Here is a 17,881-nt window from a genome sequence, read left to right on the forward strand (position 1 = left end):
CCACGCCAACGGACAGGTCCGCCCCCATGGCCGCGCTGTGCCTCATCGCCCGTATCGCCTGGTTCGAGCTGCGCTATCAGCTGCGCCAACCAGCGTTGATCATCAATTTCATCATCTTTTTCCTGATCACCTTCCTGGCCACCACCATCGACCAGATCCAGATCGGGGGCCGCAGCAACGGCGTCCATATGGATAGCCCGGTCATGGTGCTGCAGATCGCGGCCATCCTCAGCCTGTTCGGCATGACCATCGGCCTGCGCGGCCTGACCGACCCGGTGCTGCGCGACGCCGACACCGGCATGGCCGGCATCGTGGGGGCCACGCCGGTGCGACGCCCCCTGATGCTGACGGGGCGGCTGCTTGGCGCCTTCGTGGCCTGCGCCGCCGCGGTTTCCTCCTGCCAATGGGGCATCCTGCTGGGGCGCCTGGCCTGGTGGGTGGACCCGGAGCATTTCGGCGCCTTCCGCCCGCTGGACTACCTGTTCGCGCTGGGCGTGTTCAGCCTGCCCAACCTGCTGGTGACGGGCGCCCTGTTCTTCCTGGTGGCCGCACTCACCCGCCGGCAGATGGCGACCTATGTCGTCATGATCGTGCTGATCAGCGGTTACGCCCTGATCAGCAGCGCCCTGGCGGAACCCTCCCGCCGCGTCCTCGCGGCCTATGTCGACCCGTTCGGCCTGGCGCCACTGGCCAACGCCACCCGCTACTGGACGGTGGTGGAGCGTAACACCCAGTTGCCCGCCCTGGCGGGGGAGTTGCTGGGCAACCGCCTGATCTGGATCAGCGCGGCCCTGGTCCTGTTCGGCCTGGGGCTGGCGGCTGATGGCTGGGCCTTGCGCCGTGGCCCCCGCCAGGCCGCCCCCCGGCCCGCCAAAGACACCACCGCGCCACCAGCGCCTCTGCGGCCCGTCGCCCCGCGCCTGGGAACTGGGCGCCTAGGGGCCGGGGCCGCCTGGCAGATGCTGCGCCGGCGCCTGGCGTTCGAGGTGGGCGCCACCCTGCGCAGCCCCAGCCTTTGGATCCTGCTGGCGCTCAGCATCGTCAACATGGTGGCTTCGCTGCTGCTGCAGAAAACGCTCTACGGCACCGCCACCTACCCCGTGACCCGGTTGATGGTGCAAGCGATCCTGGGCACCTTCTCCATCGCCCCCCTGGCCATCGCCGGTTACTACACCGGCGAATTCGTGTGGCGGGAGCGGCAGGCGGGCGTGGCCGAGATCCTGGGCGCGACACCCGCGCCCGGATGGGTCTTCACCCTGTCCAAGTTCCTGGCGGTGGCCATGGTACTGGCCGGCCTGTGGCTGGTGGCCATGGTGCCCACGATGGCGATGCAGATCGCCCGGGGGCCGGTGCCCATCGAACCCGGCCTGTACCTGACGCCCCTGTTGGGCATGGCCTTTCCCGGCATGCTGATCGTGGCGGCGCTGACCCTGTTCGTGCAGGTGCTGTCCCCCAACAAGTTCGTCGGCTACGCCATCATGGTGGTCTATGTCGTGCTGACCCTGGTGGCGCAGCGCCTGGGGCTGGAGGACAACCTGCTGCTCTATGGCGGCTCGCCGACCCTACTGCTGTCGGACATGAACGGTTATGGCCGGTTCCTGCTGGCCGACACCTGGTTCAACGTCTACTGGGGCATGGCGGCGCTGCTGCTGCTGCTGCTGACCCATCTGCTGTGGCCGCGCAGCCGCGCCTTGACTTGGCGCGACCGGGGCCGGGCCCTGGTGACCGGCTGGACCGGGCCCACCCGCGCCCTGGCGGTCCTGCTGCTGCTGGGCTTCATCGGCAGCGGCGTCTGGATCCACCACAACACCCACGTCCTGAACGAATACCGCGACCGGCAGATGAACGAGGACCAGGAGGTGGCGTTCGAACGGGCCTATCGCCAGTACGAGACCCTGCCCCAGCCGCGCATCACCAAGGTCTCGGTGGATGTGGACATCTATCCCGAGCTGCAGGGCTTCGACGCCCGCGGGCACTATACCCTGAGGAACCACACCCAGGCCCCCATCGCCCAGGTGCACATGGTGCTGCCCGTGCGCATCACGCTGGAGAAGACGGCGCTTGAGGGGGCCAAGCTGACCACCGAAGACCACGCCCTGAACTATTACATCTTCACCCTGGACCAGCCGCTGGCCCCGGGGGAGACGCGGCAGCTGGACTTCGCCATCAGCCAGCGCAACCCCGGCTTCACCAACGACGCCACAGTCCCCCTTGTCGTGGATAACGGCAGCTTCATCGGCTATCGCCGCGCCCTGCCCATCATCGGGTTCGACCGCGCGCGCCTGCTGGATGACAAGTTCAAGCGCCGCCGCTACGGCCTGGCCCCCATCGACCGCTTACCCAAGTTGGAGGACCAGAGCCAATGGGCGGTGTCGGACCTGGGGCCGGACGCGGATTTGGTGGACTTCGAGACCACCGTCTCCACCGCGCCGGACCAGACGGCCATCGCGCCGGGCTATCTGGACCGGGAATGGACGGCCAAGGACGCGGCTGGCCGCGACCGCCACTATTTCCACTATCACACCGACAGCCCCATCGCCCATTTCGAGTCCTGGCTGTCGGCCCGCTACACCGTGGCGCGGGATACCTGGGGCGAGGGCGACCACGCCGTGGACCTGGCCGTCTATTACCACGCGCCGCATGTCTGGAACGTGGATCGCATGATCCTGGGCATGAAGCGGGCGCTGAGCTATTGCAGCGCCAACTTCGGCCCCTACCAGCACCGCCAACTGCGGGTGCTGGAGTTTCCGGACTACGCCAGCTTCGCCCAGAGCTTCCCCAACACCGTGCCCTATTCCGAGGGCATCGGCTTCATCGCCGACCTGCGGGACAAGACCAAGATCGACCCCGTCTTCTATGTGACAGCGCATGAGGTGGCCCATCAGTGGTGGGGCCATCAGTTGATCGCCGCCAATGTGCAGGGCACCACCCTGCTGGTGGAAAGCCTGGCGCAGTACAGCGCGCTGATGGTGATGGAGCATGAATACGGCCCCAACCAAATCCGCCGTTTCCTGAAATACGAACTGGACAACTATCTGCGCAGTCGCGGCCATGAGGAACTGGAGGAACTGCCGCTGGTGCGCGTCGAGGGACAGCCCTACATCCATTACCGGAAGGGCTCACTGGCCATGTACGCGCTGAAGGATTACCTGGGCGAGGATACGGTGAACCGGGCACTGGCCCGCCTGCTGAAGGACGGCAAGGCCCGCACCGACCGCTACGCCCTGTCCACCGACCTGGTGGCGGCCTTGAAGGCGGAGGCGCCGGACCAGGCGGACCTGATCAGCGACCTGCTGGAGAAGATCGTGCTGTACGACCTGAAGGTCACGGGCTCGCACGCGGAGGCCCTGCCCGATGGCCGTTTCAAGGTCAGCGTGACGGTCAGCGCCTCGAAATTCGAGGCGGATGGCCAGGGCAAGGAAACGCCCGTCCCCTTCGTCGCCATGCCCATCGACATCGGCCTGTTCCGCGCCGACCCGGGGGCGCCCACCTTCGGCGATCATGACGTCATCCACCTGGCCAAGCACCCGCTTCATTTCGGGGAGCAGACCATCGAGCTGGTGGTGGACAAGAAGCCGGACTATGTCGGCATCGATCCCTACAACAAGCTGATCGATCGCAACTCCGACGACAACGTGGCGCGGCTGGGCCAATCCACGCCGTGAGGGCCGGCGGTGGCGGGCGGGCATCCGTGCCCCCCGTCACTGCTGGTTCCTTTTAACCGGGTAAAATAGGGCCTGCGTGCGGATTTGGCCCGCTGCGGGGTGGGACCGGAGGGCCCGTCCTGGTAGGCTGCCCCCAACCGGGGCGTCCGCCCCCAGAACCATATCCCGGAGGCCACCCCCCGCCCATGATGCATGAGACCCCCCTGATTGCCACCATCGTCGGCGGCCTTGGCTGCGCCTTCGTTCTGGGCGCCATTGCCACACGCCTGCGCATCTCGCCCCTGGTGGGCTATCTGCTGGCGGGGGTCATCCTGGGCCCGTTCACGCCCGGCTTCGTCGCGGACCAGCACCTGGCGCCGCAGCTGGCGGAGATCGGCGTCATCCTGCTGATGTTCGGGGTGGGCCTGCACTTCTCCCTCTCCGACCTCATGTCGGTGAAGCTGATCGCCATACCGGGCGCCCTGGCGCAGATCGGCGTGGCCACCCTGATGGGCATGGGCCTGGCCCACCTGATGGGCTGGGGCCTGGGGGCAGGCTTGGTCTTCGGCCTGGCCCTGTCGGTCGCCAGCACCGTGGTGCTGCTGCGCACCCTGCAGGAGCGGCGGCTGATGGAAACGCAAGGTGGCAAGATCGCCATCGGCTGGCTGGTGGTCGAGGACATGGCCATGGTGTTGGCCCTGGTGCTGTTGCCGGCGCTGGGTGACCTGCTGGGCGGCATGGGCACGCCGTCGATGTCGCAGTTGGGCCTGACCCTGGCGGTGACCCTGGGCAAGGTGGCGGTGTTCGTGGCCCTGATGCTGGTGGGCGGGCGGCGGCTGATCCCCTGGGTCCTGCACCGCGTCGCCCAGACCGGCTCACGCGAGCTGTTCCGCCTGGCGGTGCTGGCGGTGGCCCTGGGCGTGGCCTTCGGCGCCGCCGAACTGTTCGGCGTATCCTTCGCCCTGGGCGCCTTCTTCGCCGGCATGACCCTGGCCGAATCTCCCCTGGCGCATGAGGCGGCGGAGGAATCGCTGCCGCTGCGCGACGCCTTCGCCGTGCTGTTCTTCGTGTCCGTCGGCATGCTGTTCGACTGGCACATCATCATCCAGCATCCCCTGCCCCTGCTGGGCACCCTGGCCATCATCCTGGTGGGCAAGGTCGCGGCGGCCTATGCCCTGGTCCGGGCCTTCCGCCACAGCGAGACGACAGCGCTGACCATCGCCGGCGGGCTGGCGCAGATCGGCGAATTCTCCTTCATCCTGGCGGCGTTCGGAGTCGATCTGGGCCTGCTGCCCCCCACGGGGCAGAGCCTGATCCTGGCCGGCGCCATCTTGTCCATCCTGCTGAACCCCGTGGTGTTCATCGGTCTGCAGCGGGTGGCCACCCTGCGCCAGCGCAAGGTCGCGGCGCCGGGAGCGGCCGAGGTGGCGGAAGCCCCGGCCAAGGTCAAGGTCTTCACGGCACCTGAGCCCACCACCTTGGAGGAGCATGCCATCATCATCGGCTATGGCCGCGTCGGCCGGCTGGTGGGGGAGGCCCTGCGCCAAGACGGCACGCCGGTGCTGGTGGTGGAAGAGGACACCGGCATCCTGGAACAGCTGCGCGCCAGCGGGCAGGAGGTCATCGCCGGCAACGCCGCCCAGCCCGACGTGCTGGCCGCCGCCAATGTCGAGGGGGCGCGGTGGCTGTTCGTGGCGGTGCCCAACAGCTTCGAGGCCGGCCAGGTGGTGGCCCAGGCGCGCAAGCGCAACCCGCATCTGGACATCATCGCCCGCGCCCACACCGACGCCGCCGTGGACCACCTGCGCCAGCACGGTGCCAGCCTGGTCATCATGGGGGAGCGGGAGATCGCCCAGGCCATGCTGGCCCACACCCACGGCCTGCGCATCCCCGACCCCGCGCCGGCCCGGGAACCCCCGCCGGACGGGGCGATGGCGGAAGCGGTATAGTTAAGTGGCGCCCCACCCTCCCAAGGCTGCAGCTAGCAAGGGGGTGGGGTTATCGGCGAAAGGATTGACCAGGGTAACTCCGCCCAAGGTCCGCCCGTCCTGTCCATCCTCGGTGATCAGCAGGCGGCACCCCGCCCGCTTGGCGGTCGCCCATATCATGGCGTCCCAGAATGACCAGTTGTGGGAGGCGACTGCATCCATGGCATCGACCAAACAAATGTCGTCGGCCGCCACAACCGGCAGTGCGTCACGCCATAACTGAACCATGGCCGCGGCCCGGGTCGCCGGAACCTTGTGGCGGCCCGTCAGTGTGCGGAAAAATTCCGCCAAAGCCTGAACGGTCAAAACGCAGTCCCGTCCATGCGCGCGCGTCAAGACATCCACCGCCTTGCGGTGCCTGTCACCGGCTTGATTGTCCGCAGCATAGACCAGAATGTTGGTGTCGATGGTGAACCGCATGGATAATCTCAGCGGTCGTCGTACAAGTCGTCCCGGCTGAAGGCTCCGCCCCCCAGAGGCAGCCCTTCCTCAAGCATCGCCATGAGTTTATCCCAGGCGCCATCATCCACCGGAGCCGTATAGGGCACCAGCTTGGCAACCGGCGCGCCCCGGCGGGTTATGATCACAGTTCCCCCGTTTGCCGCCTCGCCCAGAATGTCGGAGAATTGTTGATTGGCATCGCGGGCCGAGACAATGCGGGTCATGGCTCAATCCCCTGGATAGAATTCGCCTCGCCCCCAGGATGCCGCTGGGACCGGATACAATCAAGTGGGGATGTAGGTACATACCTACATCCCCACGGCGACCTCAGCGTGCCGGGTCCGGCAGCACCGGCTTGCGGTCCGGATAGGCAGGCCGCTTGAAGGTCGGCGGCGGGTTCTTGGCCAGTTGCTCCAGCGCCACGGCCACCGCCTTTTCCAGTTGCGGGTCGTGGCCCTGGCGGATCAGGGCGGGGTCCTGCTCCACCTCCACATCCGGCGGGATGCCGATGTTCTCCACCTCCCACTCGCCATGGGTGCCGTAGATCGCCCAGCGCGGGGCGGTGATGGAACCGCCGTCCATCAGCGGGGGATAGCCGCCGATGCCGACCAGGCCGCCCCAGGTGCGCACGCCCACCAGCGTGCCCAGTTGCGCCTTGCGGAACAGCCAGGGCAAGGCGTCGCCGCCCGATCCCGACATCTGGTTGATGATCATGACCTTTGGGCCATAGATGGCCTGGGCGGGCTCCACCATGTCCTCACCCTCGCGGGTGGTGTTGATCATCTGCGGTGTCTTCTTCATCTGCTCGACAATGAAGTCCGCGATCTGGCCGCCGTGGTTGAAGCGCTCATCGATGATGGCGCCCTGCTTGCCCACCTGGGAGTAGTAGTAGCGGTTGAAGTTGGCGAAGCCGCCGGCCGCCGTGTCCGGCAGGTAGACGTAGGCCAGGCGCCCACCGGACAGTTCGTCGACCTTGCGCCGGTTTTCCTCCATCCAGGTGTGCAGCCGCAGCTTGGCCTCCGAGGCCAGGGGCACCACCGTCACCTGGCGCGAGCCGCCGCCGTCGGCCTTGGGGCCCACGGTCAGCACGGTCTGCTTGCCGGCCGTGCCCAGGAAATAGCGGTAGACCTCCTGATCCGCCTTCACCTCGTTGCCGTTGACCGCCAGCAGATAGTCGCCCACGGCGACGTTCACGCCCGGCTGGGTCAGGGGTGCGCGCGCGCCTGGCGTCCAGTTCTCGCCCTCCAGGATGCGGGCGAATTGATAGCGGTTGCCCACCACCTTGTAGTCGGCGCCCAGCAGGCCGACGCTGACCTTGTCCTGCTTGGGGAAGGTGCCGCCGCCCACGAAGGTGTGGCCCAGGCCGATATGGCCGGTCATCTCGGCGAACAGGGTGTTCAGATCCACGCGGCCGGCCAGCGCTTCCAGGAAGGGGGCGTAGACCCGCTCAGCCTTGGCCAAGTCCAGGCCCTGGGCCTTGGGGTCGTAGAGGAAGTCACGCTCGATGCGCCAAGCCTCATGATACATCTGCCGCCACTCGGCACGCGGGTCCACCCACACCTGCATATCGTCCAGCTTCAGGGCCCCGGCTCCCGCCTCCGGCGCCTTGTCGGCCCCGTTCACGAACCACCGGCCGTGCTGGGCGTACAGCACCTTCTGTCCGTCGGCCGAGACGAAGAAGCTGCCGGGGTCCACGCTGTCCAGGAACTTGTCGGTCTTGCGTGTCTTCAGGTCGAAACGGGCGACCTCCAGGCTGGGCGGGCCGTTCTCGCCGCCCTCCAGGTAATCCTCGTCCGTCAGGGCGACGGGGCCGGCGCTGGCGAAGATGACGCCCTCCGCCCCCACGTCGAGGCCCGCCAGGTTCACGCGCGGGATAGGCAGGGCCAGGGTGCGCTGCTCCAGGCCGGCGAAGTCGATGCGGACCTCCGCGCCCTTCTTGCCTTCACCCTTCTTATCGCCGTCCTTCTTATCCCCGTCCTTTTTGCCGTCATCCTTCTTGTCGGCCGCCGGCTCCTCATCGCTCTCGGGCGCCAGGGGCGACGGCAGGTCGCGGCGCAGCACCATGACATAGACACGGCCATTGGTGGCGCGGCCCATGCTGGACATGTCCAGCCAGCCCTGGTCCAGGCCGTTGTCGGTGAACGACACGAAATACAGGTACTTGCCGCCCCGGTCGAAGCGCGGCGACATGGCGTTGCTGCGCCCGTCCGTCACCATCTGCGTCTTCTTGTCGGCCAGGTTGTAGACGAAGATGCCGTGCAGATGGTTGGGCAATTGCTTGGAATAGGCGATCCAGCGGCTGTCCGGCGACCAGGCCGGGCTCAGCTGGCTGGTGGGACTGTCATAGCGGTCGGTGTCCACCTTCACCGGGGTGGGGTGGTCACCGGGGTGCTCCACGTCGATCACCCACAGGTTCAGCCGCTTATCCGTATAGGCGATCTTCTTGCTGTCGGGCGCCCAGACCGGGCTGTAGAAATAGCTGGGCGGCTGGCCCAGGCTGATCACCTTCACCGGCCCCTGCCCGTCCGACGACCGCAGGTGCAGGGCGTATTCCCCCCCTTCGTCGGAGAACCAGGCCACCGTCTTGCCGTCCGGCGACCAGGCCGGGTCGCGGTCGGCCACGCCGGGGCTTTGCGTCAGGTTGCGCACGTCGCCCTTTTCCGCCGGCACCGACAGAATCTCGCCATGCGTCTCAAACAGCACGCGCTTGCCGGTGGGGGAGAGTGCGGCGTGCAGGATCTGATCCGGGTCCAGGGTTTCCAGGTGCGCCCGGGTCTGCGGCAGTTCCCCGGAGATGGTCACCGGCACCGCACGCGTCTGATGCGTCGCGGTGTCGTACAGGTTCAGGCTGCCGAACTGGTCATAGACGATGCCGCCGGGGCCGGCCGCCGCCGACTGGATATCGAAGCCCTTCTCATTGCGGACGACGGACGAGACCTTGGCCGTCTTGACGTCGTAGGCGTAGAGGGCCACGGGCCCGTCACGGTCCGACAGGAAATAGACGGTGTCGCCCACCCAGATCGGGTTGCGGTCGTTGGAGTTGTCGCGCGGGATCTTGATCACGCTGCTGTCGCTCAACGCCGCGATCCAGACGCGCGAGGTTTGGCCGCCACGGTAATGCTTCCACGCCGGCTGCCACTGCGAGAACGGGACATAGGCCAGGCGGGCGCCGTCCGCCGAATAACTGGCCTGGAAACCGGAGGGCAGCGGCAGCTGCACCGGTACCCCACCGCCGACCGGAATGGTGTAGAGCTGTTCCAGGTCGCGCGGCGTGGTGCGCAGGGTGCGGAACAGCACGTTCTTGCCATCCGGCGTCCAGCCCACCACCACGTCGCGGCCCGGATGCCAGGTCAGGCGCTGCGGCTGGCCGCCGGTGGCGGGCACGACATAGACGTCGGTGTTGCCGTCATAGGTGCCGGTGTAGGCCACCAGGCTGCCGTCGGGGGAGAAGACGGGGCCGCTGTTCTGCCCCTGCCCCGCCACCAGAAGCGTCGCCTGGCCGCCCGCCCGCGGCACGGTCCAGATCTGTCCGCCATAGTCGAAGGCGATCAGGCTGGCCGACAGGCTGGGATGCTGCAGCATCAATGGCGCCGGGGCGGATTTTGATTCGGGCGGTTTGACCTGGGCCGTGGCCCCAGAGGATAGGACGGAACCGGAAACCAAAAGGCACGCGAGCGCCACGCCAAGCCAACGCATCAGACACCGCCGAGTTGTGAAAAGACTTGGGCTGATTGTTCCATACCGTGCAGCCGCCCGCTACAGCCTTGAACGGCCTTGATGACCGGCAAGACTGGGCCGACGGTCGCACCCTGGACGGCTGCCCCCGATCCTTTCTCAAATCGATGTCGCGCCGTCGATTCCCGGTGGGAAATGCTGTCCGGGATGGCAGAATCCGCGCCGGCACCAGGACCGGAACCCGGTCCCATGGGCCAGGGGGGAAAAGCGATGGGCTGGAAACGGTGGCCCGGGGCCGTGTTGCGCAGGGCTCTGACAGTAGGGGCCCTGATGGTGGGGGGACTGGTGGTGGGGGGACTGGTGGCGTCGCCAGGCCGGGCCCTGGCCAGCGGGCCACAGCCGGCCGACGCCCCCGCCTTCTTCACCATCGTCTATCCCCGCGCCACGGAGAACGCCACCGACCCGCGTGACGACTACCCCTTGGGATTGCTGCGCCTGGCGCTGGACAAGATGGGCGCCCATTACACCATCCGCCCCAGCGCCCTGGCCATGGAGCAGGCACGCGCCGCCGTCGCCCTGCAACAGGGGCGGGAGATCACGCTGCTGTGGAACGGCATGTCCGCCCGGCTGGAGCGGGAGTTGCGGCCCATCCGCATCCCGATCTACCGCGGCGTCCTGGGCTATCGCCTGTTCATCATCAACAGGGCGGCGCAGGCCCGGTTCTCCACCGTCCGGGGTCTGGAAGACCTGAAGGCGCTGACGGCGGGCCAGGCCCTGGGCTGGCCGGACGTGGACATCCTGCAGGCGGCGGGATTGCCGGTGGAGGCCTTTCGCTATGACCTGCTGTTCCGCCTGGTCGGCCTGAACCGCATCGACTATTTCCCCCGCGGCGCCAACGAGATCTTCGCCGAGGTGGCTCAGCGCGCACCCGAGGTGCCCGATCTGGCGGTGGAGCAGGACCTGGTCCTGGTCTATCCCTTCGACAGCTTTTTCTACACCAGCAAGGCCAACGAGGCCCTGGCGTCGGTGATCGAACAGGGCCTGCTGAAAGCCTATGAGGACGGGTCTTACCTCAAATACTTCAACAACAGCCCCTACATCCGCCAGATGCTGACCGAGGCCCACCTGGACACCCGCCGCCGCATCGACATCCCCAACCCGCTGCTGTCGCCGGAGATGGCCGCCCTGCCGGACAAGTTCTGGTATGGGCGGGACGGACGGTGAGCTGAAAATCAGCGACTCTTGGCGATCTTGGCCACAACCTCGGTAATGGCGGCGCGCACGGTCGGATTGTCGATGATCTCGCCGCAATAGAGCACGGGAAGCGCCTTGCCTTCCATGGGATGAGCCTCGTCAAATCCCACCGGCACATGGCCCTTGGCCAACACCTTCTTTACGGCTGCCCGCAAGGGCTCCAATGACTCTGGTCCCCGCCCGCGCCCCTGGACGATGACCTCCGCCCAGGCATACCCCTGGTCCTTCAGGTAAGGTTGATCCTCCTGAGACGCGAAGCAAACGGCGATGGCGTAGCTTTCAACATCCCGCTGTATCGCGCTGCGGCCTGCAGCAAGGGCAATGGAACCGGCGGCGAAAAAGCTAACAACTCCCATGAGAACGCACAAAAATTTCATATTCATTTATATCAACTCCCAAAATTCACCCCTTGACGTTCTAATACTTGAGATAACTGGATGGACATAGGTTGCGAAGTTGTCGTGCGCTGGCTCACGATATGTAGCGCCATTCCAAAGTGCGATATGACCTGATGCGCCAGTCCAGTTTACGCTGAACGCAAGTATACCCTTCTTATTTTTGAATTTATCATCAAACGGGCTTGTGTTGTCTATGTCTGGCTTCCCTAACGTGTGAGCAAGATAAGTCCTCATATCCGCCACAGCGAATATAATTCGAGAACCATCAGCCGCACCAATTGTTCGGACACCGGGCATATTTCCGACGATTGGGGCTCCAGACTTGTTTAGAGCAACGCTCATTCGAGAGGCGCATGTATTCCCGTTTTGTCCGAACCCTTCACTCTGAATATTTTTTTCCGCCGCCCCACCAAGCCACGTGTATAAATCCCGTAACGTGGGGTAAGTGCTGTGATCAGGGAAGTTCGCCCACATACGGTCAAAGCTTGGCTTCAATCGTTTCTCCATCACTTGCAAGAAAAACGAAGCCGCATTGGCTCTCGCCGTTACGAAACTAGGCCGAGAAACGACGGCATCAAGCGCCACCGGATGGGCTATAACACCGGCACAGGCCCCAGCGGAAAGCGCTGCTTGATGCGGGCCAGCAGGCTGTCGCGCACCTGGCGGTAGGCGGCCAGGCGGGTTTCGCGGTTGCCTTCGATGAAGCTGGGGTCGAAGGTGTGCCAGAATTCCACGTCACAGGCCGTGGTGCGGGTCATCTCCACCGCGCGGTGCTGCGCCTCGGGCGACAGCGACACCACCAGGTCGAAGCTGGTGTCCTCCAGCTGGTCGAAGGTCTTGGCGCGGTGGCGGCTGATGTCGATGCCCATTTCCTCCATCACCGCGGCGGCGAAGGGGTCGGGGTCGCCCTCGCGCACGCCGGCGCTGTCGACATAGAGGCGATGGCCGTGCAGGTGGCGCAGCAGGGCGGCCGCCATGGGCGACCGAATGGAATTGTGGGTGCAGGCGAACAGGACGCTGGTGATCTGGGCCGGGTGCACGGCGGGGGCGAAGGCGGCGAAAGGATCCGGGGTATCCGCCATTGCCGCCCTCAGCCCCGGATATGCAGGACGCAGATGAGGGTGAACAGGCGGCGGGCGGTGCCATGGTCCATGGTCACCTTGGCGGCCAGCCGCTCACGAAGCAGGTCGGAGCCTTCGTTGTGCAGGCCCCGCCGCCCCATGTCGATGGCCTCGATCTGCGAGGGGCTGGCGGTCTTGATGGCCTTGTAATAGCCCTCGCAGATCAGGAAATAGTCGCGGATGACCGTGCGCAGCGGGGTCAGTGGCAGGGTGATGCGATCAACCTCCGCATCCCCTTCGTCCCGCAGGTCGAAGACCATGCGGTTGTCCTCGATGGACAGGTACAGGCGATAGGGGCCGGCGTCCGGATGGTCCACCAGCTGGAACTGCTGGTTCTCCTCCACCAGGTCGAACAGGGCCACCGCGCGCTCATGCTCCACCTCCGGCCGGCGGCGGATGGCCGTCTGCTCCACCAGCTGGACGTGGACGATGCGCTGGCGGCCATCATCCGGAGGCTTGGCGTCGGACATCCGGGCGCCCCCTCAGCGGCCCAACCGAACGCGGACCGACAGCGCGTGGGCGCCCAGGCCCTCGGCATCCGCCAGGATGGCCGCCTGGGGCCCCAGGCGGCCCAGGCTGGCGGCATCGCAACCCACCAGCGTGGTGCGCTTCATGAAGTCCAGCACGTTCAGGCCGGAGGAGAAGCGGGCGCTGCGGGCCGTGGGCAGCACATGGTTGGGGCCGGCGATATAATCGCCGATGGCCTCGGGCGTGTAGCGGCCCAGGAAGATGGCGCCGGCGTGGGTGACCTTGGCCGCAAGGGCGTCTGGATCGGCGACGGCCAGTTCCAGGTGTTCCGGCGCCAGGCGGTCGACCAGGGCCACCGCCTCATCCAGGTCGCGCACCAAGATGGTGGCGCCGTTGTTGCGCCAGCTGGCGCCGGCGATGACAGCGCGGGGCAGCGTCTTCAGGTGGGTGTCCACCGCCGCCCGCACCGCCTGGATGAAGGCGGCGTCATCGCTGATCAGGATAGACTGGGCGCTGCTGTCATGCTCCGCCTGCGACAAGAGGTCGGCCGCGATCCAGCTGGGGTCATTGGCGCCGTCGGCCACCACCAGGATTTCGGACGGACCGGCGATCATGTCGATGCCCACGGTACCGAACACCTGGCGCTTGGCGGCGGCGACATAGGCGTTGCCGGGTCCCACGATCTTGTCCACCGGGCGTATGGTGGCCGTGCCGTAGGCCAGGGCCGCCACCGCCTGCGCGCCACCCACGCGGTAGATCTCATCCACCCCGGCGATGCGGGCGGCGGCCAGCACCAGAGGCGACAGCGCCCCCTCCGGCGTCGGCACCACCATGGCCAGGCGCGGCACGCCCGCCACCTTGGCCGGAATGGCGTTCATCAGGACTGAACTGGGGTAGGAGGCCAAACCGCCGGGCACGTACAAACCCACGGCCGACAGCGGCGTCCAGCGCGCGCCCAGGCGCACGCCCGCGTCGTCCACGTAATCGTAGGTGTCTGGCGTCTGACGGCGGTGGAAGGCCTCGATACGGGTGGCGGCGACCGTCAGCGCCTCGATCACCTCGGGATCGCAGGCGGCCATTGCGGCCTCGATCTCACACTCGGCGATGCGCAGCCGGTCGGGCGTCAGGTCCAGTTGGTCCCAACGGCTGGTGTATTTGATCAGCGCCTCATCGCCATGCAGGCGCACGTCGCGCAGCACCTCGGCCACGGCGTCGGCCACGTCGCTCTGGGATTCCCGCTTGGCATGCAGCAGCCGGTCGAAGTCCGCCTCGAAGCCGGCATCGGTGGTGCGCAGGTCACGCGGCATGGCTGACAACCTCCGTGAAACGGTTGATCCAATCCTGGACCTCGGGGTGGCGCGTCTTGAACGCGGCGCGATTGACGATAAGGCGCGAGGTCACGTCGGCAATATGCTCGATCTCCACCAGGCCATTGGCCTTCAGCGTGGCGCCGCTGGACACCAGGTCGACAATGCGCTGGCACAGGCCCAGGCTGGGCGCCAGCTCCATGGCGCCGTTCAGCTTGATGCATTCGGCCTGCACGCCGCGGCGGGCGAAGTGGCGGCGGGTGACCTCGGGATATTTGGTGGCGACGCGCACATGGCTCCAGCGCGAGGGGTCGTCGCCCTGCGCCTCGGCCACCGGCTCGGCCACGGCCAGGCGGCAATGGCCGATGCCCAGGTCCAAGGGCGCGTAGATTTCGGGGTAGTCGAATTCCATCAGCACATCGTTGCCGCACACGCCCATCTGGGCGGCGCCGAAGGCGACGAAGGTGGCGACGTCGAAGCTGCGCACCCGGATGATCTCGACATGCGGCAGGTTGGTGGCGAAGCGCAGCGCCCGGCTCTTGGGGTCATCGAAGGCCGCCTCGGGCCTCAACCCCACGGCTTCCAACAGAGGCCGCACCTCATCCAGGATGCGGCCCTTGGGCAGGGCCAGGGTCAGCCGCTCCGGCGCGCCGGAGACGGCAGCCCTATGCGCGTGCCCGGACGGGGAAGCCGGGGACAGCGGGACGGATGAGGGCGGCGCGGCGGCAGGCATGTAAACGCGGGCTCCGATGGACGAACCCCATTCCGGGTCCGGAGGGCCGCAGAATAGCAGATCATCCGCCCCCGCCAACGCCCTGGGATGGAGGGCAGACCTGCCCGTTTGCGGGAGGCGCCGCCCCGGCGGTCATAGCGCCGCCCGCCACAGCTCCAGCCCCGCGAACGCCAGGAAGGCCAGGCCGGTGGTGATGTCCAGGGCGCGGGCCAGGCGGGGCGCCATCATGCCGTGCAGAGTTCCCACCCCGGCGACCAGGATGGCCCACCACAGCATCGATCCGGCCGCCACGCCGGCGACTGTGGTGGTGATGCGCAGCCGGGCCATGTCGGCGCCCGCCAGGGCGGCCGGGGGGACGACGGCGGTGAGCATGGCGGCGAAGACGATGATGGTGGGCGGGTTGGTCAGGGTCAGCAGGAAGGCGGAACCCCAGGCCCGGGATACGGACAGGGGGCGCTCACCACCGGCCGGCTGTCAGCGGCCGGCGGCTTCAGGCGCAGCGCGGCAACCGCCAGCCAGGCAAGGAACAGGCCGGCCGCCAGGTGCAGGGGCCGGCCATGGTCGGCCACGAAGGCCGATACCTCCGTCAGCCCCAGGGCGGCGACACCGGCATAGACCCCGTCGCCGCTGGCGATGCCCACCCCGGTTGCCAAGCCCAGGCGCCAGCCGCCGGCCAAGGTGCGCCGCATGCACAGGAAGGCCATGGGGCCCACCGGGGCGGCCACGCCCAGGCCCAACAGCATGGCCTTGAGGAAGACGCCGGCGAAGGCGGCCGGTAGGAACAGGTTGGGCGCGATGGTGATCAGCGTGTCCAGATCCATGAGAACCATCCCAATTTTAAAAGGTCGTTCCCGCGCCACACTGGAAATGCCAGGCGGTGAGTCCATCGCCCCCCCAGAACGGACGATGGGGGACGGGCGACGGCATCGGCGGGATTGGGGAGTCGGAAATACAAAAAAGCCCCGCGGGCGGTGCTCGCGGGGCCTGTTATCGGGTGCGTTGGTGGCGGCGTTTAGCCGTTGTCCCCCAATACCCCTGCCATAAACAGACAAAGCCCCGCCCCAACCGGCACAGCGGTTTGCTGGCTAAATTGGGGGACGAGGCGCATCGGAATATGACCATTTGTTGTGATGGGCTGGAGGCTAAGCCGGCAGCCCATCAATTCACAATCTATAAAGTGCGGTTTGGTTAAAGAAAAAGGCGACCGGGTGGCTTTCAGGGCACACCCGGTCACCAGGCTCCCTGGTGCCAAGGCCAGTTCCCGGTAAGGGGACGTACGGGGAAGGGCCGGTTTGGGGGACGGGCTCCAGGGTGGGGGATGGCTAAATCACAGGATGTCCCGTCACGGGATGGCGGTTTCCGGGCGGTCGGCATCGGCCGCCTGGGCCAAGGCCCGCCGCACGCCCTCGGCGTAATCGGGGTGGACCTGGGCGAAGTGGCCCAGCTGACGCTCCACGATGGTGTCGGGCACCCCCTGCATGGCGGCGGCGATGTTGGCGAACAACCGGTGCTTCTGGCCCTGGTCCATCAGGCTGAACAGGGCACGGGGCTGGCTGTAATCGTCATTGCCCTCACGGTGGTCATGGCGGCCGACCTCACCCGACAGGCGCAGGGGCGGTTCGGCGACGCTGGGGTCCTGGGCCGGGCCGCCCAGGCTGTTGGGCTCGTAATAGGCGTCGGGGTTGCCGGTGTCGTTGCGGAAGAAGCGCATGGCCCCGTCCTTGTGATAGTGGTGCACCGGACACTTCGGCTGGTTCACCGGCAGCGCCTCGTAATGCGTGCCCAGGCGGTAGCGGTGGGCGTCGGCGTAGGAGAAGATGCGGGCCTGCAGCATCTTGTCCGGGCTGTGGCCGATGCCCGGCACGACGTTGGACGGGCTGAACGCCGCCTGCTCGATCTCCGCGAAGTAGTTGTCCGGGTTGCGGTTCAGCTCCACCACGCCGACGTCGATCAGCGGATAGTCGCCATGCGGCCATACCTTCGTCAGGTCGAAGGGATTGTAGGGCGTCTTGTCGGCATCGGCCTCGGGCATCACCTGGATCTGCAGGGTCCAGCGCGGGAAGTCACCCGCCTCGATGCTGCCGAACAGGTCCTCCTGATAGCTTTCGCGCGACCGGCCCACCACCTGGGCCGCCTCGTCATTGGTCAGGTGCTTGTGGCCCTGCTGGGTCTTGAAGTGGAACTTCACCCAGAAGCGTTCGCCCTGGTCGTTCCAAAAGCTGTAGGTATGGCTGCCGTAGCCGTTCATGAAGCGCGGGCTGGGCGGCAGCCCACGGTCCGACATCAGGATGGTGACCTGGTGCAGGCTTTCCGGCGACAGGGACCAGAAGTCCCACATGGCCGTGGGGCTGCGCAGGTTCGTGCGGGGATGGCGCTTCTGCGTGTGGATGAAGTCGGGGAACTTCAGCGGGTCGCGGATGAAGAAGACCGGCGTGTTGTTGCCGACCACGTCCCAGTTGCCTTCCTCGGTATAGAACTTGACGGCGAAGCCGCGCACATCCCGCTCGGCATCCGCGGCACCCAGTTCACCGGCGACGGTGGAGAAGCGGATCAGCAGGTCGGTCTTCTTGCCCACGGCGCCGAACAGCTTGGCCCGGGTATAACGGGTGATGTCATGGGTCACGGTCAGGGTGCCGAAGGCGCCCCAGCCCTTGGCATGCACCACGCGCTCGGGAATGCGCTCGCGGTTCTGGTGCGCCAGCTTTTCCATCAGCTGATAGTCCTGCATCAGGACGGGGCCGCGCGGGCCGGCGGTCAGGCTGTTCTGGTTGTCGGCGATGGGGGCGCCGGCCGTGGTGGTCATGCGGGGCGGCTGCTGGGTCATGGCGAAGGTCCCTCGTCGTCTCATTGGT

The 17,881-nt window shown here is 66.9% G+C and carries 15 protein-coding genes; 3 read left to right on the forward strand and 12 right to left on the reverse strand.

All coding sequences use genetic code 11. From position 1 onward, the window contains the following. Positions 1 to 26 precede the first annotated feature (26 nt). Together UCD39_RS03705 and ybaL are read left to right on the forward strand one after the other, a co-directional pair. Positions 27 to 3,665, forward strand: coding sequence for a M1 family aminopeptidase (locus UCD39_RS03705; protein WP_330494740.1), 3,639 nt, complete (start codon positions 27 to 29; stop codon positions 3,663 to 3,665). 185 nt (positions 3,666 to 3,850) lie between these two features. Further along, positions 3,851 to 5,593, forward strand: a complete 1,743-nt coding sequence (ybaL, locus tag UCD39_RS03710; protein ID WP_330494741.1) for a YbaL family putative K(+) efflux transporter — start codon at positions 3,851 to 3,853, stop codon at positions 5,591 to 5,593. Here ybaL and UCD39_RS03715 read toward each other — a convergent pair whose 3' ends face one another. The 3 genes from UCD39_RS03715 to UCD39_RS03725 all read right to left on the reverse strand — a co-directional run bounded on the left by UCD39_RS03715 (position 5,594) and on the right by UCD39_RS03725 (position 9,655). Beyond that, complete coding sequence (locus UCD39_RS03715; RefSeq protein WP_330494742.1) at positions 5,594 to 6,052, reverse strand: PIN domain-containing protein; 459 nt, start codon at positions 6,050 to 6,052, stop codon at positions 5,594 to 5,596. It abuts the gene before it with no gap. Positions 6,053 to 6,060: 8 nt separating this feature from the next. Then, positions 6,061 to 6,297, reverse strand: coding sequence for a type II toxin-antitoxin system Phd/YefM family antitoxin (locus tag UCD39_RS03720; protein ID WP_330494743.1), 237 nt, complete (start codon positions 6,295 to 6,297; stop codon positions 6,061 to 6,063). A gap of 103 nt (positions 6,298 to 6,400) precedes the next feature. Next, positions 6,401 to 9,655: a S41 family peptidase gene (locus UCD39_RS03725; protein WP_330494744.1), complete on the reverse strand. Its 3,255-nt coding sequence runs from the start codon at positions 9,653 to 9,655 to the stop codon at positions 6,401 to 6,403. A 390-nt stretch (positions 9,656 to 10,045) separates the two neighbouring features. On the opposite strand from UCD39_RS03725, the gene UCD39_RS03730 reads away from it, so the two are divergent. Further along, positions 10,046 to 10,972, forward strand: coding sequence for a transporter substrate-binding domain-containing protein (locus UCD39_RS03730; RefSeq protein WP_330494745.1), 927 nt, complete (start codon positions 10,046 to 10,048; stop codon positions 10,970 to 10,972). An 8-nt stretch (positions 10,973 to 10,980) separates the two neighbouring features. Here UCD39_RS03730 and UCD39_RS03735 read toward each other — a convergent pair whose 3' ends face one another. The 9 genes from UCD39_RS03735 to UCD39_RS03770 all read right to left on the reverse strand — a co-directional run bounded on the left by UCD39_RS03735 (position 10,981) and on the right by UCD39_RS03770 (position 17,853). Further along, complete coding sequence (locus UCD39_RS03735) at positions 10,981 to 11,385, reverse strand: hypothetical protein (protein ID WP_330494746.1); 405 nt, start codon at positions 11,383 to 11,385, stop codon at positions 10,981 to 10,983. Continuing rightward, complete coding sequence (locus UCD39_RS28425; RefSeq protein WP_442943592.1) at positions 11,386 to 11,907, reverse strand: type VI secretion system amidase effector protein Tae4; 522 nt, start codon at positions 11,905 to 11,907, stop codon at positions 11,386 to 11,388. It lies immediately after the preceding gene. Between the two features lie 86 nt (positions 11,908 to 11,993). Next, positions 11,994 to 12,482, reverse strand: coding sequence for an arsenate-mycothiol transferase ArsC (locus tag UCD39_RS03740; RefSeq protein WP_145732513.1), 489 nt, complete (start codon positions 12,480 to 12,482; stop codon positions 11,994 to 11,996). 8 nt (positions 12,483 to 12,490) lie between these two features. After that, entirely contained in the window at positions 12,491 to 12,991 is a 501-nt protein-coding gene (locus tag UCD39_RS03745; RefSeq protein WP_145732515.1) for a UPF0262 family protein, read from the reverse strand. A 12-nt stretch (positions 12,992 to 13,003) separates the two neighbouring features. After that, positions 13,004 to 14,296: a histidinol dehydrogenase gene (hisD, locus tag UCD39_RS03750; RefSeq protein WP_330494747.1), complete on the reverse strand. Its 1,293-nt coding sequence runs from the start codon at positions 14,294 to 14,296 to the stop codon at positions 13,004 to 13,006. Continuing rightward, on the reverse strand, positions 14,286 to 15,029 hold the full coding sequence (gene hisG / locus UCD39_RS03755; RefSeq protein ID WP_330494748.1) for an ATP phosphoribosyltransferase: 744 nt from the start codon (positions 15,027 to 15,029) through the stop codon (positions 14,286 to 14,288). The genes hisD and hisG overlap by 11 nt, the downstream gene beginning before the upstream one ends. 132 nt (positions 15,030 to 15,161) lie before the next feature. Continuing rightward, positions 15,162 to 15,401: a hypothetical protein gene (locus tag UCD39_RS03760; protein WP_330494749.1), complete on the reverse strand. Its 240-nt coding sequence runs from the start codon at positions 15,399 to 15,401 to the stop codon at positions 15,162 to 15,164. Between the two features lie 38 nt (positions 15,402 to 15,439). Further along, positions 15,440 to 15,850: a LysE family translocator gene (locus UCD39_RS03765; RefSeq protein WP_330494750.1), complete on the reverse strand. Its 411-nt coding sequence runs from the start codon at positions 15,848 to 15,850 to the stop codon at positions 15,440 to 15,442. A gap of 521 nt (positions 15,851 to 16,371) precedes the next feature. Then, positions 16,372 to 17,853, reverse strand: coding sequence for a catalase (locus UCD39_RS03770; protein WP_330494751.1), 1,482 nt, complete (start codon positions 17,851 to 17,853; stop codon positions 16,372 to 16,374). Positions 17,854 to 17,881: the final 28 nt, after the last annotated feature.

Origin of the sequence: Nitrospirillum karajorum (assembly GCF_036348415.1) — a bacterium.
Classification (GTDB): domain Bacteria; phylum Pseudomonadota; class Alphaproteobacteria; order Azospirillales; family Azospirillaceae; genus Nitrospirillum; species Nitrospirillum amazonense_B.

Bases quoted from the DNA above. Each gene is read 5' to 3' on its own strand.
- UCD39_RS03705 (WP_330494740.1), top strand. From the start codon at position 27: ATGGCCGCGCTGTGCCTCATCGCCCGTATCGCCTGGTTCGAGCTGCGC.
- ybaL (WP_330494741.1), top strand. From the start codon at position 3,851: ATGATGCATGAGACCCCCCTGATTGCCACCATCGTCGGCGGCCTTGGC.
- UCD39_RS03715 (WP_330494742.1), bottom strand. From the start codon at position 6,052: ATGCGGTTCACCATCGACACCAACATTCTGGTCTATGCTGCGGACAAT.
- UCD39_RS03720 (WP_330494743.1), bottom strand. From the start codon at position 6,297: ATGACCCGCATTGTCTCGGCCCGCGATGCCAATCAACAATTCTCCGAC.
- UCD39_RS03725 (WP_330494744.1), bottom strand. From the start codon at position 9,655: ATGCTGCAGCATCCCAGCCTGTCGGCCAGCCTGATCGCCTTCGACTAT.
- UCD39_RS03735 (WP_330494746.1), bottom strand. From the start codon at position 11,385: ATGAATATGAAATTTTTGTGCGTTCTCATGGGAGTTGTTAGCTTTTTC.
- UCD39_RS28425 (WP_442943592.1), bottom strand. From the start codon at position 11,907: ATGGAGAAACGATTGAAGCCAAGCTTTGACCGTATGTGGGCGAACTTC.
- UCD39_RS03740 (WP_145732513.1), bottom strand. From the start codon at position 12,482: ATGGCGGATACCCCGGATCCTTTCGCCGCCTTCGCCCCCGCCGTGCAC.
- UCD39_RS03745 (WP_145732515.1), bottom strand. From the start codon at position 12,991: ATGTCCGACGCCAAGCCTCCGGATGATGGCCGCCAGCGCATCGTCCAC.
- hisD (WP_330494747.1), bottom strand. From the start codon at position 14,296: ATGCCGCGTGACCTGCGCACCACCGATGCCGGCTTCGAGGCGGACTTC.
- hisG (WP_330494748.1), bottom strand. From the start codon at position 15,029: ATGCCTGCCGCCGCGCCGCCCTCATCCGTCCCGCTGTCCCCGGCTTCC.
- UCD39_RS03760 (WP_330494749.1), bottom strand. From the start codon at position 15,401: ATGCTCACCGCCGTCGTCCCCCCGGCCGCCCTGGCGGGCGCCGACATG.
- UCD39_RS03765 (WP_330494750.1), bottom strand. From the start codon at position 15,850: ATGGATCTGGACACGCTGATCACCATCGCGCCCAACCTGTTCCTACCG.
- UCD39_RS03770 (WP_330494751.1), bottom strand. From the start codon at position 17,853: ATGACCCAGCAGCCGCCCCGCATGACCACCACGGCCGGCGCCCCCATC.